The organism is Streptococcus sp. CF8-6 (assembly GCF_024295845.1).
Classification (GTDB): domain Bacteria; phylum Bacillota; class Bacilli; order Lactobacillales; family Streptococcaceae; genus Streptococcus; species Streptococcus oralis_BO.
In genome coordinates this window covers 86,731-101,751 of record NZ_JANCOF010000003.1, presented here as the reverse complement: position 1 = coordinate 101,751, position 15,021 = coordinate 86,731, and the positions used below count along the sequence as shown (strand labels likewise).

The window sequence follows — 15,021 nt, the reverse complement described above, 5'->3', positions numbered from 1 at the left end:
GAAATTCCATACAAAAACAAGACAGACAAATATCCATCTTGTTTTTTCTGTTCTATATCTTATTCATAACGAAGGGCTTCAATCGGATCAAGCTTAGACGCTTTATTGGCTGGCAAGACTCCGAAAACCATCCCAACACTGGCTGACACAGCCAAGCTAAAGAGAGCGATTGGGAGGGAAACACCAACTTCAATACCTGCAATCATGTTTTGAAGCAGTACTCCAGCTAACATAGTCATTCCAGCAGCAATCCCAAGACCGATGACACCACCTAGCAAGGTCAAAATCATGGATTCAATCAAAAACTGAACCAAGATATTAGCCCGTGTAGCTCCGAGCGCTTTTCGCAGACCAATCTCACGCGTGCGTTCTGTCACCGAAACCAGCATGATATTCATAACACCAGTTCCCCCGACAAAGAGAGAGATTCCTGCGATGGCACTGATAATGGTGGTCATAAAACCAAATAGTTGTTGTACCTCTTGGAAGGCGGCAGTTGCATCCGCAACTTGGTACTCCCCTTGCTGAAGACCAGCAATCTCAGTCAATTTTCGAGCCAACTCTGGTCCCAAGGTCTGCGTTAGACTAGTATCATTGACACGAAAGACGATGTTCGAGATTTCATCAGTATTAAAATTGGCTGCGAGAGAGATATTAGTCGTAATTGGAAGACCACCAATCCCAAAGGCTTTCGCAGTTTTAGCTTCATTGCTAGTATAAACACCAATCACACGGTAACTAAATTCATTAACAGAAATGATTTGATTAACCGCAGCTTCTGGACTATCAAACAAACTCTTGGCTAGTTCTTCATCCAGCAAAATCACACTGGCAAATTCCTTATAGTCTTGCGGTCTTAGACTTCTACCCGCAACGATTTCATTTTCAACTGCGTTCATGTAGGTGCTATTTCCGCCTGTCAGAGTCGCTCGTTCAACCTTCTTATCCTTATAAGATAAGGTAACGTTGGTCGAGTTGGTGACATAGTAACTGTCTACTCCTTTGAGTTTGGCAGCTTCCTTGACCCAGGATTCTAGTGGTTTTGGTGGTTCAACATGAACATCCTCTTCTTTCCCGCTGACTGTCAAAGCGGATTGTTTCTGCGTAAAGGAGCCATCCTTGCTCTTGATAGGTGAGAAAAAGACATGGATATCCTTCTGTGATTTGGTCATGTTTTTATTGACCTGACGAGACATGGAGTCTCCCAGAGCCATGATGACAACGACAGACGAAACTCCGATGATAATCCCAATCATAGTCAGGAAGGAACGCATCTTGTGGGCCATGATGGATGAAAAGGCAAATTTCAGATTCTGCATCTAGTTTTCCTCCTTTTCTACCTGAGCACTGTCAGACGAGATGACACCATCACGAATGACAATTTGGCGTTTGGCATAGGCAGCAATCTCTGGCTCATGCGTGACCATGATAATGGTTTTCCCTTCCTTGTTTAACTCCACCAACAGCTGCATAATTTGATTTCCTGTCTTGGTATCCAAGGCTCCTGTAGGTTCGTCCGCTAAGATGATAGAGGGATTATTTACCAAGGCACGCGCAATCGCTACACGTTGCTTTTGACCACCTGATAACTCAGACGGCAAATGATGACTGCGCTCCGTCAGCTCAACCTTTTCCAAAAATTCCTCCGCCAATTTCCGACGTTTTGAAGCCGAAACACCAGCGTAAATCAAGGGCAATTCGACATTTTGAAGTGCATTGAGTTTGGACAAGAGAAAGAACTGCTGAAAGACAAAGCCGATTTGCTGATTGCGGACCTTGGCCAGTTGTTTCTCTCCAAGACCTGCCACTTCTTGACCTTCAAGGTAGTACTCTCCACTGGTTGGTGTATCCAACATTCCGATGGTATTCATCAACGTAGACTTACCAGAACCAGATGGTCCCATAATGGCAACAAACTCACCTTCATGAACTTCTAGATTGATATTTTTAAGGACCTGCAGTTCTTGGTCACCATTTCGATAACTCCTGCAGATATTTTTGAGACTAATTAGTTTCTTCATCAGCCTTCACCTCTTTTCCTTCTTCCAAGGAAGATGTTGGATTACTGATGACCTTGGCACCGTCTGTCAAACCTGAAGTAATTTCTTGGTTGTCTGCGTCCGCATTCCCCAAAGTAACTTCTACCTTCTTCGCTTTTTTCTGGTCGTCAACGGTCCAAACATAGTTTTTGTCATTTTCGGTAACGACACTTGTCAAAGGAACAAGGATGGCTTTACTTTTGTTTTTGACTTCCACACTAACAGAGAAGCCTTGTTTCAACTCACCGATATCGCTAGTCACATCAACAGTATAAGGGTACTTAGATCCAGTATTTCCTCCAAGGGCTGCATTTGCTGCTTCTCCATTGTTTTTAGGATAATCAGAAATATAGCTGATTTTTCCAGTCCAGCTCTTATCTTGGTAAACCTTCGAAGTAAAGGTAACTTCTTGCCCAACAGAAAGGTTAGCAAGGTTGTATTCAGACAACTCCCCTTTGACCTGCAAGTTTTCATTACTTACGACATGTACTACAACTTGACTATTACCTGTTGGCGATTTAGAAACATTACGATTGACTTCAACTACAGTCCCTTCTAGTGTACTGAGGACAGTTGCGGCATCTAGCTGTGCTTGAGCCTTGTTGAGCTGAGCCACAGCATCTGCACGGTTATCCTTGGCATCACTGATTTGAGAGTCGATAGAGGATACGGAAGAAGTTGCGGCTGGTGCTTGCTCTGGAAGTCCAGCTTCTGTTGGAACTTGTGGGGAAGCTGGTGCAGCTGATGCATTTTCACGAGCCTTATTTAACTCCTCGATATGACGGTCTGCCTTTGCAACTGCACGATCGGCTGCATCATAGGCAGCTTGAGCATCTGCACTGCTGTATTTGACCAAAGCTTGCCCTTCTTCGACCTTGTCTCCAACCGAAACGAGAATTTCATCTAAATCTCCCTTACTAGCATCAAAATAAACGTATTGTTCATTTTTTGCTGTAACCGTGCCTGACAAGAGAACCGATGAAGCAACAGAACCTTCCTTAGCAGTAACGATATGAGAGGTTTCCTCCCTGACTGCTGACTGGGAAGGTTGTCTAAAAATCAAAATCCCCGCAGCACCGATAACAATAGCACTGGCAACACCAATCGCTGTGTATAATTGCCATTTTTTCGCCTTCTTATTTCTTTTCATATTTAAACTCCTTTATTCTTTTGCCTTACAAAAACCATTATATCAGAAACACCAAGTCCAAACAATGACAGTTCAGATGGAAACATTGACAATTCAGGATCATTATTTCGTTCGGTATTCGTTTATTGGGTTATTGTGCTAGATATATAATACAATATCTTTTTGAATTTGGCAAGCGTTTTTATAATTTTTTTACCGTAGCAGATTTTTGCATTCAAATAGTAAAAACGATAGAATATGACTATCAAAGCTATAAGGAGTTTTCAATGAGAGAATATGATATCATCGCCATCGGTGGAGGAAGCGGCGGTATCGCCACTATGAACCGCGCTGGTGAACACGGTGCTAAAGCAGCTGTTATTGAAGAGAAAAAATTAGGTGGAACTTGTGTCAACGTTGGCTGTGTTCCTAAAAAAATCATGTGGTATGGAGCGCAAATCGCTGAAAGCTTCCACCACTACGGCCCTGACTATGGTTTTACAAGTTCAGATGTTCAATTTGATTTCGCAAAACTTCGTCAAAACCGTGAAGCCTACATCAATCGTGCCCGCTCGTCTTATGATGGTAGTTTCAAGCGCAACGGGGTTGATTTGATTGAAGGTCGTGCTCATTTCGTTGATTCCCACACAGTCAGCGTCAATGGTGAATTGATTCGTGCCAAGCATATCGTGATTGCGACTGGCGCTCGTCCTAGCATCCCAATTATTCCTGGAGCTGAACTCGGTGGTAGCTCAGGCGACGTCTTCGCTTGGGAGCAACTTCCTGAATCCGTTGCGATTCTTGGAGCTGGCTATATCGCCGTTGAATTAGCAGGTGTTCTCCACGCGCTAGGAGTAAAAACGGATTTGTTTGTCCGTCGCGATCGTCCCTTGCGCACTTTTGACAGCTACATCGTTGAAGGACTTATCAATGAAATGGAAAAAACAGGTCTACCTTTACACACACATAAGGTACCCGTCAAGCTCGAAGAAACGGAGCAAGGTATTACCATTTATTTCGAAGACGGTTCTAGTCACACTGCCAGCCAAGTTATCTGGGCTACCGGTCGCCGTCCAAATGTAGACGGTCTGGAGTTAGAAAAGGCTGGCGTCACACTCAACCAACGTGGATTTATCCAAGTAGATGAATACCAAAATACAGTTGTAGATGGCATCTATGCTCTTGGAGACGTTACTGGTGAGAAGGAACTAACCCCAGTAGCCATCAAGGCAGGACGTACCCTATCTGAACGCCTCTTCAACGGGAAAACAAATGCCAAGATGGACTACACGACTATCCCTACTGTTGTCTTCTCCCACCCAGCAATCGGAACAGTTGGTTTAACTGAGGATCAAGCTATCAAAGAATACGGCCAAGATAACATCAAAGTCTACAAGTCAAGCTTTGCATCCATGTACTCTGCCGTTACAAGCCATCGTCAAGAATCTCGCTTCAAACTCATCACCGCCGGTGCTGACGAAAAAGTTGTTGGACTTCACGGACTTGGTTACGGAGTGGATGAGATGATTCAAGGATTCGCTGTTGCCATCAAGATGGGAGCTACCAAGGCAGACTTTGATGCTACAGTAGCTATCCACCCAACTGCCTCAGAAGAATTTGTAACCATGCGCTAATTGCCGAAAGAGACCACATGTGGTCTCTTTTTACTTGCAAAATCGGCCGTTACAAAAAATGTTACCCTTAATTAAAAAATAGGTTGACTTTTCTTTCTAAATTAGTATAATAGTTACTATATTTTTGAAAAGAGGTTAACAGTTTTGAAAAAAGCTCATATCTATGCTATCCCTGCTATCGGTGCTGCTCTCATCGCCGTATTGGCACAAATCAGTCTCCCTATCGGTCCTGTACCTTTCACTTTGCAAAACTTTGCGATCGGTCTGATTGCTACTGTTTTTAGACCTAGGGAAGCCGTCCTATCTGTAGCTCTCTATCTCCTGCTGGGTGCCATTGGTTTACCTGTTTTTGCAGGGGGAGGAGCTGGATTTCACGTTTTAGTCGGCCCAAGTGCAGGTTATCTTTGGTTCGACCTTGTCTATGCTGGACTTACATCTTATCTCATCCATCAAAATAGTGGCTACATTCGCATTTTCCTAGCCAACCTCTTGGGTGACTCCCTCGTCTTTGTCGGAGGCATTCTCAGCCTCCACTTCCTAGCTGGTATGCCATTTGATCAGGCACTAGCTGTCGGTGTCCTTCCCTTTATCCTCCCTGATCTTGGTAAGATTATTGCCATTAGTTTCATTAGTCGTCCCCTACTCGAACGATTGAAAGGCCTTCCATATTTTTCAAGATAAAAGAATAGTCCAGAACAATTGTTCTGGACTATTTCCTTTCCAATTACTTTCTAAGAACTAACTGAAAATTAACTCTCTTTTAGAGATTATTTATTTTTACGGCTTACAAAGTACAATCCACCAGTCACTGCCATCAAAGCAAGTCCTGCAACTACTGCTGCGTTAGATGCTTTTTCACCAGTGTTAGGAAGTTGAGGTTTTGGACCTGGTTTTCCTGGTTCATTTGGTTTACCTGGTGTTGGTTTTTCAGGAGTGTGTGTATTTGTGATATTGAAGCCTTCTACTTTAGATGAATAACCTTCAACTGGAACTTCTACTACAGAGTATTCGATTGCTTGGCCGTCTTTATAACGATCAAGGTCTGTGAACTCATAAGTCCAACCAGTTGCTTCTGAGGCTACCGCAGTCTTACCAGTGTCTTGACCATCGGCAAGAAGTTTCACTGTGATAGATGCTGGACGGATACCGTCTTTGTTCTCTTCATCTTTCCATATCTTATGACCTTTTACAGATGTTTTCTCTGGAGCATGTGTATTGGTAACTGTGTACTTACCTTTGTCCGTAGTAACTGTTGAGGTATAGTCTTTCACAGCTACTTCTTTGACAGTGTACTTGATTTCTTGACCATTTTCATACTTAGGAAGTGCTTTTGATTCGAACTTCCAACCAGTTGCTTCTGAAACTTCAATTTCTTGAACAACTTTGTCGCCGTTAAGAATTTGAACTTTCACTTTATCTGCACGTTTGCCGTCTTGGTTGTTGTTATCTTTCCAAACCTTAGTTCCTGAAAGAACGACTGTTTCTGGTGTGTGAGTGTTTGTCACGACCTGACCAGTCACAGAGGCTTCATAACCAGCTGGTACGTCTACTTCCTTGATAGAGTAAGTGATTTCTTTACCAGCTTCGTATTGTGGAAGATTTGTGAAGGATGCTACCCAAGTGTTAGCGTCTGTCTTATCCTTAGCTGTCAAGGTCAATTTCTTACCTTCAACAGCTACTGGATCTGCATCTCCTACTTTTTTATAAAGTTGAACCGTTACGGACTCAGGACGTTTGCCGTCTTGGTTGTTCGCGTCGTTCCATACTTTTGTTACCTTGTAGTCAATTTCTTTAGGAGCATATTTGTTTGTGATGGTAAAGTCTGTAATAGTTGATTCGTATTCTGCTACGGCTTCTTCTGTTACAGTGTATGTGATTTCTTTACCAGCTTTATATTTTGCTAATTTTTCGAATGTAGCAGTCCAAGTTCCGTCTGCGGCAGCTTGAACTTCTTTCGATGCGACTTTCTGACCATCTGCTAAAAGATTGATTGTAATCTTAGTTGGACGTTTGCCGTCTTGGTTATTCGCGTCATCCCAGTTCTTAGTTGCTTTTACAACAACTGTTTCTGGAGAATAACTATTTGTGATAGTGAACCCTGATGCAGCGTCACCTGTAACCTTAGGAGTGTAACCATCAACAGTTACTTCTACTACAGTGTACTTAATAGGTGTGCCACCTTTATCAGCATCAAGGTTTGTGAAGCTTCCAGTCCAACCGTTTGCGGCATTGAGTTCAAGTGTCTTACCAGTATCTTGACCATCCGCAAGCAATTTAACTGTGACAGAAGATGGACGTTTACCATCTTGGTTGTCCTTATCATCCCATGCTTTCTTCACAGAAACTGAAGTTTTCGCTGGAGTGTATTTGTTTGTGAAGACTAGGTCTTTTGCTTCTTTTGAAGCCGTTGCTTTCAATTCAGTCGCACTTACTTTTTCAACCGTTACTTCAACTTCTTGAACTGTCTTATCATAAGTGATTCCTGCTTCAGTTCCAGCAACTTCTGAGATAGTGTACTGGTGAGTTCCCACTTGGCTCTCATCATATGAGATTGGTGAGAAGGTCACAGTTCCGTCGGCAGCGTTTGTCACTGTTTCGACAACACTACCGTCTTCTTTCTTCAATTCAAAGCTGTATTTGCCTGCTTCAAGATTCTTACCTTCAAGAACTTTCTTAGCTCCAAGAGTGACACTTGTAGCTCCCGCTGGTGTGTAAGTATTCTCGAATGCTTTTTCGCCGTCATAAGCAACGGTTGCTTCAAGGACACCTTTACCATTGTCCGCTACAGTTACTGTAGCTGTGATGGTTTTAGTATCGTACTGGATACCTGTAGCAGTACCCGCTTTTTCAGCAATCTTATAAGTATAAGTGCCTGCTTCATTGAAGGTCAACTCTTTAAACTTAACTTTGCCGTTGGCATCATTCTTCGCTGTTTCAACATTACCAGCCTGGTCTGTCAAAGTGAACTCAAATTCATCAGCTTTCAACTCACGTCCAGTCAACTTCTTAGTCACTTCAAGAGAAGCTGAAGTTGGTTTTACTGCATACTTATTGGTAACAGTTAATTCTGCTGTTTGTTCAGAGGTATAGCCATCAACTGTAGTAACTGGATTTCCACCTTTATCAACCTCTTTAACACTGTAGGTATATGTCACACCATTTTGATCGGTCGCAGGAAGATCTGACCATTCTACAGCACCGTCTGTCTTAGGTACTTCTTTTTGGTCAGCATCTGTAACTGCTTCTTCAGTACCACCTTCTAGAGTACGATACAATTTAAAGAAGAGACTTGGACGAACACTATCTGTTCCACCAGTCCAGACTTTATTCGCAGTTACTTTTGTTTTTGGAACCTCATAAGTATTGGTTACTTGTGTCTTGTCTGCATTGTAAGAGACGATGTAGTTATGATCGTTAGATGCGACTTTCTCTCCTTCTTTCAAAGGAAGTTCAGTAGTATCTTGAAGCTCACGAACAGAGTAGATTAATTTTGTTCCATCAACATCATACTTAGGAAGTTGTTTCGCCCATTTGTAAGTATAAACACCATTGGATTCTGTCACTTCTGGAGTATAGCTACCAGAAACAGGTTTAGAGTCCTCAATAGTCTGTCCTTCTTTATGGACATACAAACCGAGCTTAACTTTCTTATAATCTGAGGCTTTTCCACCTACCCAAGTCTTAGTAGCTTCAAAGTCAACTGTCTCACGTTTGTTGGAGATGTTTAGAGGAACACCCTCTTTTTTCATCTCTACTTCAAACTCTTGACTATTTGCAATATAACCTGACTTAGGTGCTTTTTCTTTTACAATGTATTGACCTTCTGAGAGAACTGGAGAAAGGGCAACGCCATGTTCATCTGTCGTAATTTCAGCAACTTTCGTTCTATCACTCTTCTTAAGAATTTCAAAGACAACGCCACTTAACTTCACAGTAGCATCCGCTTCGTCATACTTGGTGATTTTAATTTTACCAGCAAGATCCGCTGTAACAGTTGCACCAGCTCCTTTAACGGATTTGACACCTGATTTCATAGTTGTGCTACCAGTGTCTTTTCCATCCCAAGATTTCCAACTTTTCTGAGGGACACCATCATAAGTTATCCCTGCACTGTTAACAACTTCCGTTCCATCTGCAGGAGTAGTCGTACTATACTCTAAACGTAAAGTTTTGGTCCCTGTATTGGTTGGCAATAAAAGTTCAAATGAAGTACCACCATTTTTGAGGGTTAATAGTGCTGTATCATCTGGATTTGCTTGATAAACCGCTGGATCTGTCGTAACCTTATATTGATGACCAGAGGAAACAACATCTGCGTTGCTAGTGTCTTTTGTTTTATATTCTGCTTCAAAAAACTTAAAACTATCCACAAGATAAGTTGCTAATGACCCCTTACTGGTGTCAATGCTATCATTTATCTTGACAACTTTTCCAGTTAAATCTTCGCCAGCACGATTGATTCGCATCCACCAGGCTAGATGGTCCGTATCAGAATTTGTCCATCCACCCTTATAACCAATTTCGCCTTCAACTGGGACATCTTGGCTATCACTACCAGATGGTTTAAAGGTTATTGTTTGTTCTTTACCCCCAGGTAAACGATACGTGACTTTATTCACTTCTCCAGTTGTTTTTAGTATTGAAGTAGCATTAAATGTCCCTCTAATATCTTGCTTATCTTCAGCTTTTTCATTAAATGTAAAGGTTATTGTCTTCGTAGCACTACTTGCTGTAACTTGTCCTAGTACCTCTCCACTTACACTATCCTTTAATTCAAATGTAGCGTCAACTAAATCTAGACCATCTGGAGCTTTTACGGTGAAATAATCACCATTCTTTATCTCTCCTGCTCCTAAATTGGGAAAACTGTACTCCCCATAATAGAGAGCTCGTACCTCTTTTTGTCCCTTAGAATGCCAAAAAGTTTCGTCAGCTGTACCAGACCCCGAATTTCGTATTTCAACATTTGACAATGTGACCTTATCTGTCAAATCTTGCGCCTGTACTGGATTCATTAAAGAAACCGAGCCAAGCAAAACTAAGAGTGGTGTCAAAATATACAACCACAATTTTTTAAATTTCATGATTTTTCCTTTCTAAATGATTGAAATTGATTGAATAGTGCATCTTCTTCTCCCAGTAGGCAACACCCCTTTCAATCGCATGATTTGTTACACGATAATATACTTGTAACACTTGCTTTGAAAAACGAGTACACTATTATAGTATTTCGAAATATTTATTCAATTCAATCTTTAGCAGGAGTATCATTACTCTTGGTCAGATGGAAATATAGCAAAATATCATCCACGACTATTATACTACATATCTTTGAATATTTTTATTAAAATCTTTTCACCTATAAAATTATTTATTTACACATTGTCAAGTATTTTGATATATTATTCCATAACACCATATAAAAAATGACTTTCCTAAGAATTATCTGAAAATACTGACATAATAGGAGTTTGCAAAAAGTAATGCCTCCTTGTAACAATCTGTTATTTCTAATAAATCTATGATATAATAGTCTTATAGAGGCTTTCAAATAATCATCTATTCAGTTTATTTATGCTAAAGGGAAAGCTTGGGTAATACTAAATCTAGTATTTTTAATATTAATAGATAGGAAGGTAAAGTTATGGCAAACAAAACTAGAGAGTTAATCTTAGATGCTTTTATCACTCTTGCAAGGAGAAACCCTCAGCGAACTTCTTTTACCATGACTGAGATTGCTGCAGAAGCTGGTATTTCCCGCCAAGCGATTTATCAAAAGCACTTTAATAACTTTGAAGATATTATCGATTATATCCACAAGGAGACCGATCAACAAATCTTCAATATTTTTAACAACTACTGTTCTGAAAGAGATGGCGATCCCATCACTCTCTTAGCGGACCGCGTTCTTCCTCTCATCTATGAAAAGCGAGAAGTCATCGGTACCTTGTACAATTCTCAAGCCGACACTTGTTGGAAGGAGTTTCTGCGTGGGACATACTCTGAGTGGGTACTCAAGAATGTCAATTACCAACTGAAATATAATTTTAGCAAAGAAGACATCGCTTATATCATTACGACTATGGCAATCTCTTTCATTGAAGTCTGGATTCGTAAAGATAATCCAATCCCCCCTGAAGAGTATAGAGAGACTTTCATTCAATTATCTAAGACTTCTCTCTGTGACTATATTGTGTCCTAAAAAAGAATCTTGAGTTGCACTCAAGATTCTTTTTATTGTTGCCCTTTAAAGGCATCGACCATTACCTGAAATTCTTCATTGGAAAGCGTGATTCCTTTCCCCATTTTGGTATGGTCTGGGCTCCAAGCGCGAATGTCAAACTTTGCAGGTGCTCCATTAAAGCTGACTCTATTTAGTTCTTTTGTCCATCCTTTGTCATTTTCAGACAAGGTGAGCAAGTGTTCTTCGATTTCAAATGTAAATTCTGCCATTTTAACTCCTTTATGTGATATGCTTTCTATAGTCTATTCGTAAAAATCTTGTGGTTTTTAGGAAAATTTTATATAATGTGGATATATAAGAAGGGAGGATTCTATGAGACAGACATTCAAACTAGTTCTAGGTAAACTACATGGTTTTCTCAATGGGAATGATGATCATCCTCAAATCGAGGACAACTCCCTCACTGCTATGATTGAACAAGCCATCCATAAAAAGACGGCTGTTCATGTGATACTTGCTGAGACAAGTTTTACGGGTGATATTGTCAAACACGATGCTAATCGCCAACAAATTATCGTCAAAAATTTTTCAAAAAACGTGACCCGAATCATTCGTATCAGTGACATTAAGCGACTTCGTTTCGTTCCCTCAACTGTACAAAAAGCTCAGAAAAGTCTATTTAAGAAAGAGTGAGATGTTTATTGCATCCCACTCTTTTTCTTAACGGATTTGTTCAAAATGAAGATGAACTGCGATATGGTCACCATAGCCACTTCTCTCCAAATCGCGTTGCAAGCGATAAGAGATATAGTGTTCTGCAATGGTAATGTAGCCAGCTCCAAGTAAGCGGTGCTCAACCATTGACTGGATCATACTGATAGTCGCACGTTCTACTTTTGCTTCTTCCAAGTCCAAAACGACTTTTTTAGTAACTTGAGCTAAGTTTTGACGTAAGTCATCGGTCAAAACATAAACTGTTTGAGCTGCTTTTAGGACAGCTTGGTAAATTTTATCTGGATCAAATTCAGCAATTTCTCCATTACGTTTGATTACTTGCATAAGGTTCTCCTTTATTCTTTGTTTTCTTTGATTTCAGCCAGCATCTTTTCTTCCTCTGCTGTTAGTTGATAGTTTTCTAGCAGGTCAGGTCTGCGCTCGTAGGTTTTCTTTAGACTCTCATACAGTCGCCACTGGCGAATCTTTTCATGGTGCCCACTCATGAGCACATCTGGCACGACCATGCCTCGATAGTCATAAGGGCGAGTATACTGAGGATATTCGAGAAGTCCCGAAGAGAAGCTATCATCCTGGTGACTAGACTCCTTACCAATCACTTCTGGAATCAAGCGCACGGTCGCATCAATCATAGTCATGGCTGCCAATTCACCACCAGTCAAAACATAATCTCCTAGAGAAATTTCATCGGTTACCAAGGTTTTGATACGCTCGTCATACCCTTCATAGTGACCACAGATAAAGATCAGTTCCTCTTCCTGAGCCAAATCCTCAGCGTAAGATTGATCGAACTGTTTTCCAGCAGGATCAAGAAGAATGACACGGGGATTTTTCTTTTCAATAGCATCAAAGGCATCGAAAATGGGTTGAGCCCTTAGCAACATCCCCTGACCGCCTCCGTAAGGTTCATCGTCGACGTGACGGGCTTTTTCAGCGTATTCTCTGAAATTATGGTACTGGATATCCAAGAGCCCTTTTTCTCGAGCCTTTCCAACAATCGAGTGCTCCAGCGGAGAAAACATCTCCGGAAAGAGGGTTAAAATATCAATCTTCATCATCTAACCCTTCTAAGATTTCCACTCCGACCCGCTTGTTTGGAATATCAACATTGAGAACTACTGGCGGAATGTAAGGTAAAAGCAAATCTCGCTTGCCTTTTCGCTTGACCACCCAGACATCATTGGCGCCTGGTTGCAGAATTTCCTTGATGGTTCCAACCAAGTTATCTCCCTCGTAAACATCCAAACCGATAATCTCGTGATAGTAGAATTCACCATCATCTAAATCGTTCAAATCTTCCTCAGCGACCTTGAGACTATAGCCCTTGTACTTTTCAATCGCATTGATATGGTACATGTCTTTGAATTTGATAATGTCAAAGTTCTTATGCTTACGATGACTTGCGATGGTCACTGTTTGGACAAACTGATCTTTTTCATCAAATAAAGCCAGCTCTGCCCCTTTTTTAAACCGTTCCTCAGCAAAATCCGTCACAGACAAGACTCGCATCTCACCCTGTAAACCCTGCGTATTAACGATTTTTCCAACATTAAAGTAGTTCATCTTGTCTCCTGTATCTATTTCTATCCTTATTTTATCACGTTCCAAGGATTTTCACAAGTTGGAGAAAATCAGCTATAATCCCAAAATTGCTAGTAGTTTCCTCTTTAATGTTAATTTATATTTAAAAGAAGAAATATTTATATTCCCGTTATACATATTACTATAAAATGTATACTCCCCAATTTGACCTTGACTTGTCTTCCATTTCATTCTTAAACTAGGTATAGTCTCAGGTAAATTTGTATAAATCAATAAGCATGTATAATTTTTTAAATTTTTGACTGTATGTATTTTATCTTGAATGACTAAACGATTACTTTTTGAATCATAGATTAAAGAATAAAATTCTACAATTTCAATGTCAACTTCTTTTGGATAAAAAATCAAATGGTTATAATGTTTATCATTTTTATTATGTTTAAACTCATAAACATGATGAAATCTCGTATGTAAGGAATCAAATTCGATTGGTTTAATTGCCTGAATTTCGATATTATTAATATAGGCCTTATTCTGGAAACTTATTTTTAAAATTACACCTATAAAAGTCGAAATCTGTATAATTCGTAATAACCAATCAATATACACCGCCCAGTCTATTTTTTAAAAATAATCAGTGTTCAATATTTCTCAAATCTCCCTTCAAAAAACTCTCCAAATCTCTTTCATGTTGGTACTTAATGGCTGCTTTTTTATCTTTGTCAAAAATGGTTTTGGTTAGGTCAATGTCGTTGATAGCCGCAATAGCGACGGTGTAATGAATGATATCAACCAGTTCTTTGGCAAGTTCCTCGTTTGAGTCCTGAACGCCCTCTTTTCGACCAGAGCGCCCATTCAAGACCTCGGCTACTTCTCCGACTTCCTCCACTAGCTTGATAAAGAGACCTTCCTCAGTTCGAGATTGCTGGTAAAGTTCGAGTAAGTAATCTTGTAATTGTCTAAACGTTAAATCCTTCATCTTCTCCTCCTCACAAAAAAGCGAGACATCCGTCCCGCTTTTTTTATTTTTCATCGATAACGATTCTTACTTTTTTGTCTTCAGTTGGGACAGAGTAGACAATCGTTCTTATCGCTGAGATAGTGCGACCCTTACGACCGATAACACGACCGACATCGCTTTGGTCAAGATCCAAGTGATACTCCAAAAACTCTGGTGTGTCTTCAATCTTGATAGTTAAGGCATCAGGTTGTGAAATCAAAGGTTTCACAATCGCAATAATGAGATTTTCAATCGTATCCATCTGTCAACCTACTTTAAACTTATTTTGAGAATTTAGAATCGTGGAATTTTTTCAATACGCCTTCTTTTGAAAGGATGTTGCGAACTGTATCTGAAGGTTGAGCTCCATCAGCCAACCATGCAAGAACGCGGTCTTCTTTCAAAGTTACTTGGTTTTCAGCAACAAGTGGGTTGTAAGTTCCAACTGTTTCGATGAAACGTCCGTCACGTGGTGAACGTGAGTCTGCTACGTTGATACGGTAGAAAGGTTTTTTCTTAGAACCCATACGAGTCAAACGGATTTTAACTGCCATTTTTTAATGTCTCTTTTCTTATTTTTTATTTCGGTGAAATAGCTAAGCTATTTAGCACATGTTCTATTATAGCAGATTTCTGACAGGTGTCAAGAAAAAAACTTGACAGAGTTTTAATTTTTTTAACTACTAGAAATTTTTAGTAAAATCTTTTACATTTGAAATCAAACTCCTTTTAAGGTACAATGGTAGAAATGAATTTTT

15 protein-coding genes are annotated in these 15,021 nt (G+C 40.3%); 4 read left to right on the top strand and 11 right to left on the bottom strand.

Going from position 1 to position 15,021, the window contains the following annotated elements; translation table 11 throughout:
• Window positions 1-59: 59 nt before the first annotated feature.
• The 3 genes from NML69_RS05635 to NML69_RS05625 are packed head-to-tail and all read right to left on the bottom strand — an operon-like array spanning window position 60 to window position 3,189.
• On the bottom strand, window positions 60-1,319 hold the full coding sequence (locus NML69_RS05635) for an ABC transporter permease (RefSeq protein WP_254725583.1): 1,260 nt from the start codon (window positions 1,317-1,319) through the stop codon (window positions 60-62).
• Window positions 1,320-2,021 carry an ABC transporter ATP-binding protein gene (locus NML69_RS05630; RefSeq protein ID WP_000733788.1) on the bottom strand — a complete coding sequence of 234 codons (702 nt, stop codon included), beginning with the start codon at window positions 2,019-2,021 and terminating at the stop codon, window positions 1,320-1,322.
• Window positions 2,005-3,189 carry an efflux RND transporter periplasmic adaptor subunit gene (locus NML69_RS05625; RefSeq protein ID WP_254725582.1) on the bottom strand — a complete coding sequence of 395 codons (1,185 nt, stop codon included), beginning with the start codon at window positions 3,187-3,189 and terminating at the stop codon, window positions 2,005-2,007. Before NML69_RS05625 ends, NML69_RS05630 begins: the two co-directional genes overlap by 17 nt.
• A 266-nt stretch (window positions 3,190-3,455) precedes the next feature.
• Here NML69_RS05625 and gor point away from each other — a divergent pair, with 266 nt between their 5' ends.
• Both gor and NML69_RS05615 read left to right on the top strand, forming a co-directional pair.
• Entirely contained in the window at window positions 3,456-4,802 is a 1,347-nt protein-coding gene (gene gor / locus NML69_RS05620; protein WP_254725581.1) for a glutathione-disulfide reductase, read from the top strand.
• Between the two features lie 144 nt (window positions 4,803-4,946).
• Entirely contained in the window at window positions 4,947-5,483 is a 537-nt protein-coding gene (locus tag NML69_RS05615) for a biotin transporter BioY (protein WP_254725580.1), read from the top strand.
• Between the two features lie 86 nt (window positions 5,484-5,569).
• Here the strand turns inward: NML69_RS05615 and NML69_RS05610 are convergent, their stop codons facing one another.
• Window positions 5,570-9,886, bottom strand: a complete 4,317-nt coding sequence (locus tag NML69_RS05610; RefSeq protein WP_254725579.1) for a Cna B-type domain-containing protein — start codon at window positions 9,884-9,886, stop codon at window positions 5,570-5,572.
• 560 nt (window positions 9,887-10,446) lie between these two features.
• On the opposite strand from NML69_RS05610, the gene NML69_RS05605 reads away from it, so the two are divergent.
• The gene (locus NML69_RS05605; RefSeq protein WP_254725578.1) at window positions 10,447-11,004 is read left to right on the top strand and encodes a TetR/AcrR family transcriptional regulator; all 558 of its coding nucleotides are present in this window, start codon (window positions 10,447-10,449) and stop codon (window positions 11,002-11,004) included.
• Window positions 11,005-11,036: 32 nt separating this feature from the next.
• On the opposite strand, the gene NML69_RS05600 is transcribed toward NML69_RS05605, so the two are convergent.
• Window positions 11,037-11,255, bottom strand: coding sequence for a YdbC family protein (locus NML69_RS05600; RefSeq protein ID WP_000807417.1), 219 nt, complete (start codon window positions 11,253-11,255; stop codon window positions 11,037-11,039).
• Between the two features lie 103 nt (window positions 11,256-11,358).
• On the opposite strand from NML69_RS05600, the gene NML69_RS05595 reads away from it, so the two are divergent.
• On the top strand, window positions 11,359-11,679 hold the full coding sequence (locus NML69_RS05595) for a hypothetical protein (protein ID WP_061420780.1): 321 nt from the start codon (window positions 11,359-11,361) through the stop codon (window positions 11,677-11,679).
• A gap of 27 nt (window positions 11,680-11,706) precedes the next feature.
• Here NML69_RS05595 and NML69_RS05590 read toward each other — a convergent pair whose 3' ends face one another.
• From NML69_RS05590 to rpsP, 6 genes are all read right to left on the bottom strand, one after another.
• Window positions 11,707-12,045: an ATP cone domain-containing protein gene (locus NML69_RS05590; protein ID WP_001196045.1), complete on the bottom strand. Its 339-nt coding sequence runs from the start codon at window positions 12,043-12,045 to the stop codon at window positions 11,707-11,709.
• Between the two features lie 11 nt (window positions 12,046-12,056).
• Window positions 12,057-12,776: a tRNA (guanosine(37)-N1)-methyltransferase TrmD gene (trmD, locus tag NML69_RS05585; RefSeq protein WP_254725864.1), complete on the bottom strand. Its 720-nt coding sequence runs from the start codon at window positions 12,774-12,776 to the stop codon at window positions 12,057-12,059.
• Window positions 12,766-13,284, bottom strand: coding sequence for a ribosome maturation factor RimM (rimM, locus tag NML69_RS05580; RefSeq protein WP_254725577.1), 519 nt, complete (start codon window positions 13,282-13,284; stop codon window positions 12,766-12,768). Before rimM ends, trmD begins: the two co-directional genes overlap by 11 nt.
• A 613-nt stretch (window positions 13,285-13,897) precedes the next feature.
• A complete protein-coding gene (locus NML69_RS05575; RefSeq protein ID WP_232619934.1) occupies window positions 13,898-14,242 on the bottom strand; it encodes a MazG nucleotide pyrophosphohydrolase domain-containing protein in 345 nt (114 codons plus the stop codon).
• A 43-nt stretch (window positions 14,243-14,285) separates the two neighbouring features.
• The gene (kphA, locus tag NML69_RS05570; protein WP_000379617.1) at window positions 14,286-14,525 is read right to left on the bottom strand and encodes an RNA-binding protein KphA; all 240 of its coding nucleotides are present in this window, start codon (window positions 14,523-14,525) and stop codon (window positions 14,286-14,288) included.
• Window positions 14,526-14,544: 19 nt separating this feature from the next.
• A complete protein-coding gene (gene rpsP, locus NML69_RS05565; protein ID WP_000268760.1) occupies window positions 14,545-14,817 on the bottom strand; it encodes a 30S ribosomal protein S16 in 273 nt (90 codons plus the stop codon).
• Window positions 14,818-15,021: the final 204 nt, after the last annotated feature.

Excerpts from the sequence above, each read along its gene's own strand:
- NML69_RS05635 (WP_254725583.1), bottom strand. The coding sequence starts at position 1,319 with ATGCAGAATCTGAAATTTGCCTTTTCATCCATCATGGCCCACAAGATG.
- NML69_RS05630 (WP_000733788.1), bottom strand. The coding sequence starts at position 2,021 with ATGAAGAAACTAATTAGTCTCAAAAATATCTGCAGGAGTTATCGAAAT.
- NML69_RS05625 (WP_254725582.1), bottom strand. The coding sequence starts at position 3,189 with ATGAAAAGAAATAAGAAGGCGAAAAAATGGCAATTATACACAGCGATT.
- gor (WP_254725581.1), top strand. The coding sequence starts at position 3,456 with ATGAGAGAATATGATATCATCGCCATCGGTGGAGGAAGCGGCGGTATC.
- NML69_RS05610 (WP_254725579.1), bottom strand. The coding sequence starts at position 9,886 with ATGAAATTTAAAAAATTGTGGTTGTATATTTTGACACCACTCTTAGTT.
- NML69_RS05605 (WP_254725578.1), top strand. The coding sequence starts at position 10,447 with ATGGCAAACAAAACTAGAGAGTTAATCTTAGATGCTTTTATCACTCTT.
- NML69_RS05600 (WP_000807417.1), bottom strand. The coding sequence starts at position 11,255 with ATGGCAGAATTTACATTTGAAATCGAAGAACACTTGCTCACCTTGTCT.
- NML69_RS05595 (WP_061420780.1), top strand. The coding sequence starts at position 11,359 with ATGAGACAGACATTCAAACTAGTTCTAGGTAAACTACATGGTTTTCTC.
- NML69_RS05590 (WP_001196045.1), bottom strand. The coding sequence starts at position 12,045 with ATGCAAGTAATCAAACGTAATGGAGAAATTGCTGAATTTGATCCAGAT.
- trmD (WP_254725864.1), bottom strand. The coding sequence starts at position 12,776 with ATGAAGATTGATATTTTAACCCTCTTTCCGGAGATGTTTTCTCCGCTG.
- rimM (WP_254725577.1), bottom strand. The coding sequence starts at position 13,284 with ATGAACTACTTTAATGTTGGAAAAATCGTTAATACGCAGGGTTTACAG.
- NML69_RS05575 (WP_232619934.1), bottom strand. The coding sequence starts at position 14,242 with ATGAAGGATTTAACGTTTAGACAATTACAAGATTACTTACTCGAACTT.
- kphA (WP_000379617.1), bottom strand. The coding sequence starts at position 14,525 with ATGGATACGATTGAAAATCTCATTATTGCGATTGTGAAACCTTTGATT.
- rpsP (WP_000268760.1), bottom strand. The coding sequence starts at position 14,817 with ATGGCAGTTAAAATCCGTTTGACTCGTATGGGTTCTAAGAAAAAACCT.